Source organism: Amycolatopsis sp. CB00013, assembly GCF_001905755.1.
GTDB classification, from domain to species: domain Bacteria; phylum Actinomycetota; class Actinomycetes; order Mycobacteriales; family Pseudonocardiaceae; genus Amycolatopsis; species Amycolatopsis japonica.
Window position 1 is genome coordinate 549,150 of record NZ_LIWC01000003.1, and the last position, 16,232, is coordinate 565,381.

Consider the following 16,232-nt stretch of genomic DNA (forward strand, 5'->3'; position numbering starts at 1 on the left):
GCGGTGGAAGCGGAGCGCCCGCGTGCAGAAGGGTCCGCGTGCTGGAACGACCGACCAGTTAACCGGTTGGAAGTCGTTCCAGCACGCCGTATCTACAGGCCAGAGGCTGGGTGGTGTCGACGTACAGATAGCCGCTACAGGCATTACCAGTGGCATCGCTCGGGAGCCGTAGCCGGAACCATCGGATATGCGAATGACCGACAGGTACTCCTGGCCGCATCCGCGGCAGAACGCGAGCGGCGCGAGAACGGCTTCGGGTGGTCAGGCACCGCCAGTTGATACCGGGTCGTGAGGTAGCGGTCAATTTCCGACTCGATCCAGCAATTGACGGCGTTGTTGCCCCTGCCAATGAACTGGTGCAGCTAGAACGCCAAAAGCGAACGGCCGTTACGACGCTCTGGCCGATCCGTCGCCTCGTCAGGGTGTTGCCGATGACCGCGCTCTGAATTAGGGTAGAAGTGGGCCGAGGTGCTGCCAAGTAGTAGCGCCGCTCGTTAGATTGCGGGTTGCACGCCATTCGTCTGGAGACCGAGACCGTATTTGGAGGCCAGTGGCGGCGGCATTTCCTGTCAACGGTCGGTGATCTCAGAACGTGCCGCCGCCCTGGCCGGGTTTTGGGAAGGGCACCAACCTGATCGAGATCGTTCTGCTGAGGGCCGGACCTCAGTTCTGTAAGTCAGCCGGAATGTGGTGACGTCCATGAGTCGGATCCGGCGGGCGCGAAGTCTTCGTAGGCCTGAAGTTCCCACTCGAGGTTGTCTGCCACGGCTCGCCACCGCGCCAGCGGGCTGTCGAGAAGCTCTTCGGCAAGGCTGTGACCGATGAACGTGGTAGCGCTGGTCAGGGCGGGCGCTACCTCGCTGCGGTTGCGCATGCGTGAGGCGACGTCAGCGAAGGAGTACGCGCCGTTCTCCCCGGCGACGTGGGTGAAACCGTTGCGGACCTTCGTGTACTCGGGCCACTCCTTTGCCCACTGGAGGAGCACGGTGGAGCTGACGTAGCGGCGCATCCCGGCGATGAGCTCGTTCACGCTCGCTTCCAGGTTGGATCTGCCGCCCCTTTGTGGGCGTAGGCCGTCGGCGAGCCCGCACGCCCGCCACAGCACGGCGCTGCCAAGCATCTCGGGCCACTCGTCCACCTCCGGCAGCCCGACTACGTGCTGCACGAGCCCCTCGTAGGCCAGTTGCACACTGCGGTCGGCGAGCGGTTCGCAGAACACAACGGGCAGAGAGCGGTCGTAGTCGCCAACCACCTGCCCGAGGCTCCAGGCGACGAGCGCGACTCGGCTGTGGTCCCGGACGAGCTCCGGCGGGTCGCCGGCGGTCCGGTCGCGCACGGCCTGTTGCACGGCCTGGTTGATCTCGTTGCTCGGACCGTAGCCGCGCAGTCCGGCAGCGATCCAGGCGGCAAGGGCCGCGTGGTCGGCGTCGAGCGGCTGGTACCGCTCCTGAGGGTCCGGCAGGGTGAGCCGGTACGCCCAGAGCGCCTCGTACCGCTGGATGGTCAAGCTGAGCCAGTCGAGATCGCGGTCGATGTCGGCTAGCCGGTCAGCCATCTGTGTGGCGCAGCTGCTCTGGAGCTCCTGGTACAGCTCAGCAAACACCACGGGCGCCAGCCGTGCGGTCAGCTCCACAGCAGCTGCTCCAACTTCTCGCTCAGTGGGGCGTGGGGAGACGGCTGCTGCGCATGGGCATCCCCGGAGGCGGACAGCGCGTCGTACGGCACGGGCAGCTGCGCCAGGGTGCTACGGCTCAGCCTGGGAATGACGCCGCCGGTGATGAGGGTGCCGCGGAGCGTTTGAGCGGGCTCGCTGCGCAGATAGGCGGCCAGCGCTTCGCCATGGCTGCGGTCGTGAGGCTTGACCAGCAGCACGCCCGTCCCGGCGATGGCCGATTGCGTGACCAGGGCTGCCCGTCCGCGCACCCCGACCTCGACAACGGCGACGTCACCGGGCTCCGCGACTACACCGGTCCCCGGCTCGGCCCAGCGCTGCACCTTGTTCCCATCGACCGACCGACCGTTGAGGACGGGCAGGGCGCCTGGCCGCGGCTGCTCGAAGACGCCAGGCGGGTTGCGGCCAGCGATGATAGTGGCGAGTTCCTTCAGTGGAACGCCGTCGTTGAAGACCTCGGGTGTGGGCGTGACGAGGTAGCGGTGCCACTGGCCGTCAACTGGCAGCGTGGTGACGCGCCACCAGCTGCGCCCTTCGGAGCCCACGGCGACGCTGGTCCGCGCGTGCAGCTCTGAGAGCTGGGCGTAGCACGGGTCGGCGGGCGGGAGCGGTACCGGAACGGGCGTGTTGAGCAGCGCGGTCAGCGGGAGTCGCCCGGTAGTGCCGACCGCCAGGGTTCGGCGCAGCGCGCGTCCACGAGCAGAGCTCAGCGCGGCCCACAGCCAGAGGCCGGTGGTCGGCTGCTCAGGGCGCAGCGCGACGAAGTTGACGAAGGTCAGGGCGCGGTGCTGCTCGCCGATGAGGACGCAGGGGCCGTCACCGAGCTGCGGCACCAGGACGTCACCGAGGTGGGCGGCGGCGTCCGTATTCCCGACGCGCAGGACGAGTCGATGGGCGCCACGGCCACGGCGGGTGCAGACGTCACCAGTGACGGTGTCAACGCTCCCCGGACCGACAACAGGTTCGTCCTCCTTCGCCTCGTTGCGCGGCGTGCGCACCTGCACGAGCGCACCCAGCGGAATGAGCGGTTGCTGACCCCACAGCTCGTCGGGCGTCGGTGCGAGCAACGCGGTGACGTCCCAGTTTGCTCGCTCCCGCAGATCGAGAACAGCAGTGACGGGACTAATCACCTCGGCCACCCGCGCCGCCAAGCATGTGCGGTGCGTCGAGATGCTTCAGGCACTCGGTGAGCACGGAGCCGCCGGGGGCAAGCTCCTCCGCCCAGTTCGCCTCGAGGTTCGCGACGAACGTCTCGCCGGGCTGAGCACGGTCAACGACCAGGATCGTCGACGGGATGCTCGTGCCGGCGTACGCCCCGGCTGGCAGCCCGATGAGCGCAGCGACGCGCCACTTCGCCGCCAAGTACGCGCGGTACCGCGCCGCGTCTCCGCTGCGGAACGTCCACCCACGGCTGATGTGCAGGACAGCGCGGCCGCCTGATGTGAGGCGGCTCAGGGCGACGTCGATCGCGGCCAGCTCACCGTCCTTCGTCGTCGCACCGCTGGACAGAGGGAACGGGTCGGGGAGTCGCAGGCCCAGCGGCGGCTGCGTGAGGACCGCGTCGGCCGGATCGCCATCCTGTAGGCGGAAGCTGTCGCCGACGCGGAACTGCAGCGGCACTGGGCAGAGCGCACCCACCGCCGAAGCGAGCTCAACCACGTTGGAGTTGATGTCCGTGCCGGACAGCTGCACCACGGTGCCAGCTTCCACTGCTCGGTCGGCGACCGCCCACAGGAAGGCGCCGAGGCCAGCGAACGGATCCTCGACGCGCGGAGGGACGACGTCGCCGAGGAGTTGAGCCACTGGCCGAGCGAGCGCTGGCTGGCTGAGCAACGGCTCGAGATGCCTGTCGCGAGCCAGGTACTTGCGAACGACGTCGCGCACGGCGAGCCACCGCGTTGCCGGGTCCATCGGCACGGTCTGGTCAGCAGGCACAGTGGCCGGGCTGGCGAAGCGAATCAGCAAATCACGAACCGCGCCCAGGGCGGCATCTGGTCCGGCCTCGTTGCGGTGCCGGTTGCCCTCGGCCCGCAGGTACTGCTGCAGCAGAAGCTCGACGGTGGAGATGTCACGCAGTTCGCCGCCGGGCCGGTCCGCCTCGGCAGGGCCGTCGACCTGCTGCAGGCGGCGCAGGCCGCCATCAGCCTCGAGCCAGCCATCGGGGGTGACGAGGTAGTGCAGTCGGGTTCCGAGGATGTCGCGAGCCAAGGCGAGCTGGTCGAGGACGAGTTGCGGGTCGTGAACCCTTCGTTTCTTGATCTCGACGACGACAGCGGGCTGCAGAGCGCCGGTGCTGTCTGCGGCGAACGCGACGACGTCGAGGCGATGCTCCTTGCGGGTGGTGGGCAAGCGCATGTCGGCGAGGACGAGCGGGTAGCCAGCCGCCCGGAGGTCCTCCCGGACCCGGGCCAGCAGCTCTCTCTCGCTGTTCACAAGCAGTACTCCCCGTCCGTCTTGAGCAAAGCTGCGAATCTTTACACAAACTAACGTCGACCGCAACTCTCCGTTGCAGGCTGCTACACAATGCCGTCCATACCACTTCTCCCAAGGCGCTGGATGTGGTCGTCTGACGTGTAGCTCAACGCCGCGCGTCAGGAGATGGTAGGCGGCGACCTCCGCGGCGGCCTCGGCGGTCGTGAGCAGGAAAAGGTGGAGGCGATCCTGTCTGTCTGCAGACTCGGCCCAACCGGTGGCCCAGATCCGCAGGCCCTTCCACAGGTCAGTGGCCTTGTCAGTCATCTTGGTCCCCGGGGCGCGGTGCTTGAGTTGGTAGAGGCCCGGTCCCGCGTCCTAGTGGACCTCGATGTCGTCGCCCGCTTCGATGGCCACGGACCAGTCGGGACCGGCTCCTGTCTATTCGACGCAGAGGTAGAGCGCCTTGCGGAGCTGATAGAGGTAGCTGACCGCCGACGCCTCGAACAAGTCGATCTGCTCACCCATCCCGAACCGCGTCGCCTGCCGATCACATGATCCGGCGCTGGACGCTCAGGTAGCTATCCCATCAAGTAGCCGAGCAGATACACGATCAAAAGCATTGCAACTCCGGCCATGGCCATGACGATCGGGGGATGTTTCGCCTGCCATGCCGCTGCGTTCACCTGTGCCACCCGGCCTGACGGGCGGGTGGGCACTGTGGCACCGCCGGTAGTCCAGCGTTCGAATGCCGCCGTCTGGACCTTATTGGGGAACCTGCGTCCGGTGGGAGCGCCGATCATCATGGCGAGTTGCTCTGATCGGCAGTTACGTACCACCTTGATCGCGTGCTCCGCGGCGCGGGGATCGTCGAGGTCGACCAGACCAGGTCCGTACGCGACTTCGAGCAGCCGGGTGAGCAGCTCTTCCCGCGCGGTGACCTCGACGAACCGGGCTGCGGTGCTCAGCGCTTCGGCACCTAGGTCCTTCCGCAGGGTTTCCCGCTGCTGCGACAGTTGCCAAGTGGTCTCGAGACGGTGGAGTTCTTGCTCGAAGGTCTGGACGCAGTCCGCCGTTAGCAGGCCGTCGGCGTGGCCGATGTGTCCGGTGTGCCGTGGGGCTTGACGGGTTTCCGGCCGCTTTCCGTACAAGGGTTGACGCTCCTTCGACGGCATGTCGAAGTAGGACCGATCGGACCCGGAATCGTGCGGCTCTTCGAGGCGTTTCTGGGCAGGCATTGGTGTTCCGTGCAGGAACCGGGTCACGAGCTGGGCGGCCAGCGGCGCGTTCTGGCTGTTCGGTGGCACGCTTGTGTTGAATACCGTGCGCCGGACGACGGCAGCGCTCGGCCGGTGAACGGGCACGAAGACGATCTGTGGCAGCCCTTCGACGTCGTGGCGGTCCTCGTAGGTCGAGAACGTCCAAGGCTGATCGGGAGGCAGGTACTCCGTCCCGGCTTCACGCAGTCCCCAGAGCAGCGGCAACCGGTCCTCTGCAGGACAGTCGACAATGGTCAATGGCGTGTAGGCATCGTCGAGGAGCCGGGATAGCGTGGAGGCAAGTTCATGCTCGAGCCGCTGGATGCCGGGGCTGAGCTGCTCGGCTGCCTGCTTGTCCGAAGTCGTGGCGAGGGCGGACGCGGGGATCGGCTCCAGCACCATCGGCTGTGACGTCTGCCAGCCCTGCCAGGTGTCCAGGGCAAGTGCGGCCGTGGTGTCGAGGAGATCCGCCGGGCCGATCAGGACGTGGGCGTTGGTCCGGCCGTCCGAATGGCCGTGGTATGTCCGGCATATGACCGCCGCGGAGTCCCCGAAGACGAAGTATGAGAGAGCACGCGGAGGAGGTGGAATGTCGCTGGCGGTCTGGAGTCTGACGAACCGTTCCAGCAACCGCAGCCACCTCTGCTCGTCCTCTTTGGACAGCGACGAGACGAGAAGGGTCTGGCATCTGTCTCTGTCGGACCATCCAAAGAAGGCCTGGTGGAGGAATTCGTCCGGGTGAGGAGTGATCACGGCAGTCCCACCTTCTGTGCTTCGGGGCCTGAGATGACGCCGGTCATCGCCAGGATCGAGGTCAACGGCGCGAGGACGCGGGCCGGCCGGACCCCGTGTGGGAAATACATTTTGGTGTGGTCGTCGAACTGCACTGGAAGCGCTTCCCCGCCACTCGCGGAGACGAAGTGCAGGGCGCACCGCGCGAACGCCTCGTAAGGTTTGAGTGACGACTCGGCACCGATGTGCTGCAGGTAGGCGTAGGCGTCCCGGCTTTCGGCGCGGATGTCTGCCGCATTCAGGGTGCTGTCGTCGTTCCGGCGCAGCCAGCGGTCGGCGGGCGGCAGGTACCTCAGGCGATCCGATTTCGTTACTGCCATCGCCACGGCGATCCCTGCACCATTTCCCGAGAGACCGTGCAGCCGTTCGATGGCCAGCTCGAACGACCGGTTCTCGCTCACCGCGTGCGGCCCCTTCGCGTCGGGCGGATCCTCCGAGGCTTGCACGAAAATCACCGCCGTGGCCGCGAGCAGGAACCGCGTGGCACGGTTCTGTACTTCGGTGCTTTCGAGGTCTTCTCCCGAGACGTCGAAGAACGTCACTGGACGGGCGCCGCCAGAACCTCTCAGCAGCAGGATGTCGGTTTCGATCGACCCGGGGCGGGAACCCGGCAATGCGGCTCCGCGTTCGAACTGCGCGATGAAGTTCTTGCGGAAAAGTTCATGGCGGCGGAAATCGAGCGCCGACGCCGTCACCCCGTGTGCCTTCAGCCCGCCCAGGTAGGCCTGCCGGATCATCGCGGTCAGCAGGTGCGTCTTTCCCGACGCCGGAGCTCCGACCATACCGATCACCAGCGGGTCACCGTGGTCGGCGTACGTTGCGGGCAGAAAATGCGGTTTTGAGTCGCCGGACGGGTTCGGGCACTGCCGGTAGCTATTGCGGATGGTGTCGGTCCGTCTCGCCGCGGACAGCCGAGTGAGGTCGACGGGAGAGTAGTCGTTGGCTATTTCGTCGAAGACCGCGACCGTCGGGCCCTGTGGCCAGCGGAAGTCGTCGGCGCAGATAGGGCAACGCACGAGCCGGCCGGGACCGAAAGTCGTCGTCACCGGACCACCGCCGTCACCAGCGCCAGGAGCGCGGTCGTGCGGAACGGGAACCGCCAGCGGCCGCGCCGGCCGGTGTGCCCGTTCCCGGAGTGCTCCGGTGCCGGTCCTGCGGCCTCGGGCCCGCGTTTGCGGAGGCTGGCCTGGTCGAATTCCTTGCGGCCCGCGCTGAAGACGTCATCGGGGTCTTCGTGATGGGGGAGCGGGCTCCGCACACGCAGCTTGGTGAGGAGTTCGGCGGCGTGGGGGCGTTGTTCGACGGAGTTGTCGAAGATGGGGGACAGCAAGGAACGCAGTCGCTCCGGATCTCGGCTCCGGTCAGGCCAAGAGCTGTCGGCCAGTGCGCCGAGGTGAATGCGGCGGACGAGCATGGCAGCCGACCACAGGTCGTCACGGATGTCGACGGTGCCGGTGCCCTTGAGCTGCTCGGGCGAGCGGGGCGGCGGCCCACCGCCACGTCTCGCTTCGCCGGCGAGCTGCGCCCACTCGAAGTCGACGAGCTGGACGCGGCCGCGCTCCCAGCGGACGGCGTTGAAGCTCACCGCGCCGTGCACCACACCGGCCGCACCGATGAGCTGCAGAGCGCGGAGCAGTCCGAGATCGAACTGACGGCGCTGTTCGTCGTCGAATCCGCTGGCGCTGCCCGCGACCGGTTCACCGATGTACGCCCGCAGCAGCACGAACGGTTCCTCGGCGTCGACGTTGTAAGCGACGAGCCTGGGGAGTTCTGGTGGGTAGTCCTTCGTGTAGACCTGCCCGAGACGGGCACTGGCGCGGATCTCGTTGTCCAGCTGCGCGTAGCGCCGGGAGTTGCGTCGTCCTTCCTGCCGCGAGACGAACTTGCGGATCAGCCGCTGCTGGTTGGCGATGACGATCCGCTGTTCCAACGCCGCCCCTGGCGAGACGAACTCGCTCTGGTCGGTGAGCGTGATCTCACGCAAACGTCCGCTGACGTCCCGGCATTGCACGACCTCGGTCGGCGGTTTCATCTAGTGTCCGCCCCCGATCCCCTGGCGGACGGACTCGGGCCGCAACGGCAGCAGCCGCAGCGAGCCGACGAGTTCCCCGGCGCTCCACTCGATGCCGGGGTCGGTGACAAGGCGCTGGTGGGCGACGTCGTGCTCCAGCACCTGGCGTAGCTGGGCCGGGGCGAACCGGACCAAGGCGGGCTCGGCCGTCGTGCTCAGGTAGCTCAGCTGTCCGCCGCGGCAGAGCTGGGTCATGTCGCCGTCGACGCGGGCGCGTAGTGCTTCGAGTGCTTCCGGCACCTCGGCCCACTTGCGGGCCATGAGGGCGTCCCGGGACGCCGAAGCGCGGCTGAACCGCGGAGCCATCATCAGACCGGGGCCCTCGATGTGGGTTCGGTACTCGTCGAGCAGCGACTCAAGCCGTTGGGAGTAGCCACCGGGTGGTGTCCGCAGCGTCGCCTCAGCAGCCGGCCACGCTGGGGCGAGCGCGGTACGGCAGAGGTCGGCGAGATCGCCGTGGACCACGTCGTACAGTTCGGCCGGGACCGGCCGCAGCCGGGCTGCGGGATCCTCCTTCACCGTGGTGGCCAGCGAACTCTGCGCCTTCGCAAGTGTCTCGGCCACCTCTTCGAGCCCTCTAGATACCTCGGCGGCCGCCGAGGCGATAGCCTGGCGTCGGCGCATCGGCTGCCATTCCGACACCACTGCGCGCTCGGTTAGCCGCGTCAGTTCGTCGAGGCGGTAGCGGAGTACGGCGACCGGCAGCTCGGCACACCATCGGCGCGTGTTCGTGCGCCAGCCGAGCAGGACCACTGCGACGCTGCCAAGCACGGTCAGGACGGTCACGACGTCGGTGGCCAGAGGCGGCATGGCCAGCCGGTCGGCCTGCACCCGGGATACGAGAGCGCCGACGCCCGCCCCCAGCAGAGCCGTCACGGCGTAGGTGGAAACGACGACGGATCTGGATTCGTGACCCGGCCAGCGATGCACCATGAGCCTCCCCACGGCGGTCCACATGACGGCGAGCAGAGCTCCCGCCAGCAACCCGGGCCAGCCCGCCCGCGCGGCGGCGAGTACCGCACAGGAGAGGAAGACGAACGGGAACACCGCCGGTGGCAGCGGCCAGCGGGGGGCGGGCGGAAGGGCCAGGCTCAGCTGACCGTGGCGTTCGAACTCCTCGATCGCCGTAGTGCAGCCCTGTGGACGGCTGTTCTCGGACGCGAACCGCGTTTCTTGGGCCAGGGCCGGCAGCGACGCGCCTTCGTCGATCCGGGTTTTGATCGCCTGGCGCAGGCCCTCGGCGATTTCGTGTCGCCGTGCCTCGGGCGGGGTTCGGACCCCAAGCTCCAGCACGCTTTCGACCGGCGGGTGCCCCACCTGGAGGTGGCTGTCCATCCGGTTCACCAGTTCGGCCAGGTGCCGGCGGTAGTTCTCGGCCGCTTGTCCCGCCCACACCGCCTGCTCGAGGAGGTCCGCGGCGGGGGATCCGGAGCCGAACAACGCCGTCGCTGTGGTGAGTGCCCGGGCGAGCGTTTCGACGTGGTCCAGCCGGAGCTTCGCCTCTGCTCCCGCCCTGGCGACGGCACCGGAAAGCGCCGCGCCGTCGGGATCCTGCGTGGCGTCCAGCTGACGGATCTTTGCGGCTAGGTCGTGCGATGGCAACTGGTTCTCGGCGCACAGCGAGCGCACGGCGGCGTCCCTGGCGGCCGCCAGCTCCGCAGGGTCGACGGCCTGGGAGACGAGTCGGATACCGGGATTGGTCACCGGTCCGGCGAGCTTGTCCGACACGGCGACGACACGGTCGAACAGTTCGGGCACCAGCAACGCAGAAACTAGGTCGTCGAGTGCGTCGCCAGCGCCGGCCGTGTGCAGCCGCCCGCTGTCGGGCGCCCAGTCGACCCCGCACTGGTCGCCGACCCAGAGGACGGTCGCGTGCCGCAGGGCTGGTGGCACGCTGAGGACGACGCCGTCGAGCGGGTTGTCCGTATCCGCTTCGCCGACCGCGACGCACACGACTGCCGTCACCATGTCGTCGCCCACCAGGGACAGGTAGATTCCCGCATGCTCAACGAGCGCGTCGGCGTCGTCGAGCACCACCACCCGGCCGCCGATCCCGGCCGGTGGGCCGACGGCCCCGGCACGGAGGTCCAGCAGGGTTGCGTTCGGTGTGCTCATCGGCGTCATCCGTCCAATCCGTCCGCTGCGTCCACCAGTTCGCGCAGGTCGACGAGATTCTTCGCCGTGCCCTGAATGACCTGGTCGAGCGCCGCGGGCAAGGTGGTCGCCCAGAATCCGCGGAAGACTGCCAGTTGTGGATCCCGGGCGAGCACGCGGTTCTCCTCGGCCCTCTTGATCTTCAGCAGCTCGGACTGGGCCAGATCCACAATGGTGGTGAACTCCGACGCCGGCGGCGTAGGCGACGTGGCGGCTCCCGCCGGTGCCGACGACATCAACCGGGCCGCGAGGCTGCGGCGGGCCTGCTGGTCGTCGGTGAGGATCCAGTGCTCGTAGGCCTGCAGGACGCTCGCCCACGACGAAAGCGCGCCAAGCGGCGCGAGCTCCAGCTTCATCGGCACCGCGTCCCGGCCGCCCAGCTCAACCCTGATGGAGCGAGGGCTCGCCGGGTCGCCGTCGACGACGATTCGGCCGTCCCAGGCCGCGCAGAGCAGCCGGTGCAGGATCTGCCGTTGGTCGCGGCCGTCCATCAGCAGGTAGTCGGTGTCCTGGCTCAACCGTCGCCGCCAGGGCAGGGTGTCCTGCGGCTGCGGCTGCCCCTGTGCCTCCGACCAGAGCTTGACCACGCGGCGCAATTCGGGCACCTCGGTGATGCCCATCGAACTACGAGTTAACACGACGACCATCGAATCCGACTGCACCGCACGGAACTCGGGTTCGCCGATCATGTCGGACGGCAGCGAGACCTCGCGGCGGAGAAATCGCTCGACCTCCTCGTTCTCCTGCGCGGCCGGATAGGTGAACAGTGCCTTGAGCGGAGCCCGGCCGTCTGGAGCGAAGCCGCCGGGCACGAGTTCTGCGAGCTTTTGCCGGAAACGGTTGAGGTCGCCGTCGGTGACGGTGCGGTCCCGCCGCTGAACCGCGTTGGCCAGCAGGTCCTCCATCCGCGGGACCAGTGCCGGGATGCCGCGGTCATTCGGCCGAACCTGCTCGGTCACGGCCTGCTTGATCCGTTGGCGCACGAAGGCGACGGCGGACTCCGGGTCGCGCCTGCCCTTCTCGTATGCGGTCACCCAGCCCTCCTTGCCCAGCAGCAGATTGAGAATCTCACCTTCCCGAGCGTGGGCCTCGAGGTGCTGGGAGAAACTGTGCTTCAGCCGTTCGAGCACGGTCAGGTAGAAGCCTTCGAGGCCAAGGTTCTCCGGCGGCAGCAGGTACCCGACGCCGACCCGAGACTTGTAGAGATCCTGTGCGCGCTGGTCGAACTGCTGCGGGTCGGTGCGGGCATGCTGGACGAACTGGTCGTGGATGCCCTCGAATTCGTGTATGAACGCCTGCCATGGCCGGCTCCACAGGCGGTGGCTGTTGTTCCAGGCGGCGTTCCAGATCCGCCGTGTCTGCCAGGTGTACCAGGTGTCCTGCAAACGGACTACGGCCTGCGCGGGACTGTCGGTGATTCGTACGCGCTGGAGCTGTATCTTCTTGCGACGCAGTTCGTTCGGCAGGGGAGGCGCCGCGTTGGTCAGGCCCGGCGGTTCCGGCGGTGGTGAACGCCAGCCTTCCAGCAGCGTCCGGAAACCGTTCTGGTCCAGTGGATCGGTCAAGTCACGGTGCCCGAACAGGCTGCGCTGCAGGCGAAACAGGTCGATGTCGCTCAGGAGTTTGCCTGCCGCGGCAACGGGATCGAAAGCCTGTGCCAGGTTCGCGACCGGGGCGGCGAGAAGTTCCGGCCCGCGGTCGATGTTCGCGCTCATCGCGTTGGCGCGTTCAGTGAGTGCCGCGAGGACCGGCCCGTACCCGACGGGAGAGCCCTGAGGCGGGAGCCGCGCCGGGATCGCTTCGAGTAGCGTGTCCAAGCCGGACGCGGTGACAAAGCGCCGGATGTGGTTCTTGTTGGTTTCCGCGGCAAGAGGCGGCACGCGCAACTGGTTGATCGCGTTGGCGAGCAGGTGCGAGCTGACGACGTCGGTGAGTTCCAGGAGCGGGATGGTCAGCGCGGCCACCGCACTGGTGGTCACACCGCGCCGGCCGATACCGGTGTCAGCGGTGGCGTGCCGATCGACCTGACTATTGATGAAGCCATCCGCGAATGACTGGTACAGCCGGTTCGAACCGTCGTCCTCCTCGTCCGGGCCGGACGGGCCCGCGCCGATCAACGACGTCACCAGGGAAACCATCGAACGGTGGAGATCGTCACGGCCCACACCGCCGACGGGGCGGCCAAAGAGGAACGCCGTCTGGACGGTGTTCGCGGCCAGCTGGACCTGTTCCAGCTGCGGGTAGTGCACGGACACTGCACCCCGCGTGCCGTGCGAGTCCAGAACCTCGGGTGAGCCATGCGCGTTCTGGTCATCCACTAGACGGAAGAGATCGACGAGCGCGGACCCCGCGTTGAGGTCGGCCGCGCGGCCACCGCCCTGGCCGCCGTCGAACGCCGACGGCATCAGGACCAGCGGGTAGATCTCAGCGTTCTTCCCACCGCGCTGCATCAGCTCGCCGATGAGATGCAGGTAGTCGTAGTAGACACCGCTGCCCGTGCCGCCAGCGACGGAGAACGCCACGAACACGATCACCGGGTTGACGCGCTGGGTCCGCCGACCACTGAGAACATGCAGTTCGCCCGCGGACTTGTTGATGGCGGCGAGCGCGTCCTTGATCGCCAGCAGTGCCGTGTCGGGGTTGCGCCGAAGCGTCTCGAACAGGACCCCTCGCCCGACTGTGGGGAGCTGGCCGGCGCCGAGCACAAGAGGGCCAATCAGCGGGTCGGTCTCCCGCGGCGGCAGCCAACGGATGGCTTCCTCCTCCTTGATGTTGATGCGGAGGCTTTCGGCCACGTCGGCCGAGTTCGCGAGCCGGGCCGGCACCAGGTCGGTGATGAGGTGCATGGTCCGACGCGCCGCCTGCTCGTGTTCCCGGCCGGGCACAACCTCGCGGCGAACCCCCTGGAGTTCGTTCGCGCTGAGGTCGGCATAGACGAACTGCAGGCACGAAGGCAGCTGATAGGGCAGGAAGTGTGAATCCTGCATGTCGGAGAGAAGCCGTGTGCCGTCCGGTCCGCAGAGCTCTTCGCGCAGTCTCTTTTCCAGCTCGGCACCGACCTTGCAGCCGGTTCCGCCAAGCCCCACGAACAGCATAGGTTGATAAATCCTCATCGCGACAACGTCCTCACAGTCAGCTGAACGGGTTGTAGGGATCGAGGGGCGCGGAATCGCGCCGGTGGGCGTCGGCGGATGGCTCGCCCCGGACGGAGTCCTCGCCGAATGGGTCGTCGTGTGCGGGGAAGGCACCGTCGCCGTCGCCTGTCCCGCTGACCGCCGCCGCGAACGGATTGGGCGCAAGCGGCGGTGAGGGTTCCGCCGTCGGGGAGGTGTCGAACATCGTCTCGGTGGGCACTCCGGTCGACAGTCCCGGCGCGGCGCCGCCGAAGGGGTCGTACCCGATACCGGTGACCGGGACGCTCGGCACTGGGCCGGTGGCACTCCCGCGCTCGTCGAGAATCACGATCGCGAGGTCGGGGCCGATCTCCTGCCGCTGGCTGGGCAGGAGCCGGACGGCCGCCGCTCCGGGAGCGACCAGCTCGATCGTCTGTCCGGCGCGTCGGATTTCGAAGAAGCTCGCGTCGCCGGGTTCCGGCTCGTGCAGTTGTGGCCCCATGAAGTCGGTCCGGACGACGAATCGGAACCGCCGACTGCCCGGTACGCGGGGCTCTAGTTCGGGCCGCGGGTCGTCGCGATGCAGCAGCCGTACCTTGAGGCCCCGCACACTGCAGGCGTCGCGGCGTGCCCGCAACCGGAAATACAGCAACGCCAGTGCCATGACGAGCAGGGCCGCCAGCCCAACGAGGAGCCAAAAGTACTTTTGCACGAGCCCTGGCGCCGGGGCGATAGTCACGGCGTAGAGCCGTTCCGCGACGACGATCTGCGGGTTCTCGTCGTCGACCAGCCGGAGCTTGGCGCCGTTCCCGCCGAGCGGCGAGCCCGCACCGAAGTGCAGTGTGAACGGCATTGTGCTTTGGCCGGGGGCCGCTTGGACGATCCCGGGGTCGACGGTCAGTGTCGTGCCCTGCGTCGGTTCCACCACTTCCAGTCGCAGCCGCGTCGCCTTCCCGGAGTCGTTGGCAACCGCTACGGAACCCGAGACCGAGGCGCCAGGGGTGACCGCCGCTTCGTTGGTGTTGAAAAGGATTTGAGCCTGGACCGTCGCCGGGCTGCTCCGGATGCGTGCCGGAAAGACGCGCGTATCACCGCCGATGCCGATCCCAGAGACCTTGCCGGTGAAGGTCAGCTCGCCGGCCGCCTTGTCCGGCACCTTGTACTGTCCGGTGAACGTCCCGTCGTGATCGTCATCGACCAGCGGCAAGTCCTGTGCCGGGGCGCCGGCACCGCTGACGGCGGTCACGAAGGTGAGGTCCTGCAGAGTGTTCGCGTCCGTAATCGCGCGGCCCCGGGCCCAGACTTGCATCTCGACCGCGACCGTCTGGCCGGGGGAGGGTTGAGGCGGGTTGACGTTCAGGTAAGTCTTCACCGCAGCCTGGTAGACCACCGTGGCGGCTACGTCCTGTGTCGGCACGTCACCAGAGGAGAGGTGGACCCGCCATTCGCCCGGCTCGGGGTCGGTAATCCGCAGTGATTCCGTCTCGGTGGTCTGTCCGACGAACTCGAAGTGCGATCCCCCCGCGGAGCGGCCCGTCGCCGAGACGGGCGTGGTCGCTCCCGGTGCCCAGTACTCGACTTGGATGCGGGGATCACGCTTGTAGACCAGGATCGAAGCGTCGCTGGCGACGGTGGGAATGGTCACGGTCAGGTCGGTGGCGCCACCCTGCGGCACCCGGCCTGTGGCGGGCGACTCGTACTTGACGCAGCTCGCCGAACTGAGGGCCTCGCTGACGGCCTTGATGAGATCTGCCGACGTCGGTGTGGTCTGTTCGTGCGGGTCACGCGCGGCCGGCGTGCAACTCTTACCCTGCGCGAAGCCGCGCAACGCGCTCTGGTCGACCGAACCGAACCCGAACGGCCACACCTGCACGCCGGCCCCGCCGAGCTGCCCGAGCACTTCGGTCAGCTTTGCACTCGCAGCTGCGTTCCGGCGTTGCGGTGTGTCGCCCCAGAACTGGCTGTTCGCCACATTAAGTTTGCCGTCAGTCAGCAGGAAAATAACCTTCTTCTGTGGCCCGTTCGCCTGAAAAAACGTTTGCGCTTGCTGCAGTGCGGCCACGTGGTCGGTGTCGTCGCCTTCAGCGGGTGTCCGCCGGTGTAGACCGCCGATGCAGTTCGCGATCGAGTCGCGCTTCTGGGCTGAGTCGAACAGGGTCGGTGGGCAGACGACGTCGACCGGGCTCTGTCCCGGGCCGTTCGAACTGCCGAAACCGATCACGGAAACGACCGATCCGGGCGCCAGCACACCACCCGCGATCGTACGGGCCGCTTCCTTCTCCTTTACAACATCGGCTTCGTTGATGCTTCCCGATTCGTCTACCAGTATCGAGACCTGGAGTGCCGGAAGTGCGGCCTGTGACTCCTGCCCGGAAACCACAGTGGGCGCCAGTAACGGCAGTACTGGCGATAATGCGAGAACGTGCCATAGGCGACTGCAGGACAATTTCCTTCGAACGGTCATCCCGATCACCCCGCCCGCGACACAATCGGAGACCCATGCATGGAAGAAGCCCTTTCCAGTAACGTGGACGTCATCGACATCGAACAGCCTGGGAGTCGGGCCCGCGTCAACCGCTGTTACAGGGAAGATCGTCGACAGCCGCACGACCGAACCGGCGGAATGCAGCGGAAACGACGACAACGGGCACTCGACGACCTTCACTGAGTCAATAACCAGGTCTTTGGCCTCTAGCGGGTCATGTGCAGCGATCACGCGTGATATCTTTTGACGTAAACCTGAGTGTTACGCGAATAAA

At 67.4% G+C, this 16,232-nt stretch carries 9 protein-coding genes; all 9 read right to left on the bottom strand.

Annotated features, from left to right (window positions below):
• Positions 1 to 676: 676 nt before the first annotated feature.
• Positions 677 to 1,633, bottom strand: a complete 957-nt coding sequence (locus AMK34_RS22140; protein WP_073846651.1) for a hypothetical protein — start codon at positions 1,631 to 1,633, stop codon at positions 677 to 679.
• Positions 1,624 to 2,811, bottom strand: a complete 1,188-nt coding sequence (locus tag AMK34_RS22145; protein WP_143202556.1) for a restriction endonuclease subunit S — start codon at positions 2,809 to 2,811, stop codon at positions 1,624 to 1,626. Before AMK34_RS22145 ends, AMK34_RS22140 begins: the two co-directional genes overlap by 10 nt.
• Complete coding sequence (locus AMK34_RS22150) at positions 2,795 to 4,105, bottom strand: N-6 DNA methylase (RefSeq protein ID WP_073846653.1); 1,311 nt, start codon at positions 4,103 to 4,105, stop codon at positions 2,795 to 2,797. The genes AMK34_RS22145 and AMK34_RS22150 overlap by 17 nt, the downstream gene beginning before the upstream one ends.
• Before the next feature lie 560 nt (positions 4,106 to 4,665).
• Entirely contained in the window at positions 4,666 to 6,096 is a 1,431-nt protein-coding gene (locus AMK34_RS22155) for a hypothetical protein (RefSeq protein WP_073846654.1), read from the bottom strand.
• A complete protein-coding gene (locus tag AMK34_RS22160) occupies positions 6,093 to 7,181 on the bottom strand; it encodes a TRAFAC clade GTPase domain-containing protein (protein ID WP_073846655.1) in 1,089 nt (362 codons plus the stop codon). The genes AMK34_RS22155 and AMK34_RS22160 overlap by 4 nt, the downstream gene beginning before the upstream one ends.
• On the bottom strand, positions 7,178 to 8,167 hold the full coding sequence (locus AMK34_RS22165; protein ID WP_073846656.1) for a hypothetical protein: 990 nt from the start codon (positions 8,165 to 8,167) through the stop codon (positions 7,178 to 7,180). The genes AMK34_RS22160 and AMK34_RS22165 overlap by 4 nt, the downstream gene beginning before the upstream one ends.
• The gene (locus tag AMK34_RS22170) at positions 8,168 to 10,321 is read right to left on the bottom strand and encodes a hypothetical protein (protein WP_143202557.1); all 2,154 of its coding nucleotides are present in this window, start codon (positions 10,319 to 10,321) and stop codon (positions 8,168 to 8,170) included.
• 5 nt (positions 10,322 to 10,326) lie between these two features.
• On the bottom strand, positions 10,327 to 13,608 hold the full coding sequence (locus AMK34_RS22175; protein ID WP_143202558.1) for a tubulin-like doman-containing protein: 3,282 nt from the start codon (positions 13,606 to 13,608) through the stop codon (positions 10,327 to 10,329).
• Positions 13,493 to 16,189 carry a VWA domain-containing protein gene (locus AMK34_RS22180; protein ID WP_143202559.1) on the bottom strand — a complete coding sequence of 899 codons (2,697 nt, stop codon included), beginning with the start codon at positions 16,187 to 16,189 and terminating at the stop codon, positions 13,493 to 13,495. The genes AMK34_RS22175 and AMK34_RS22180 overlap by 116 nt, the downstream gene beginning before the upstream one ends.
• Positions 16,190 to 16,232: the final 43 nt, after the last annotated feature.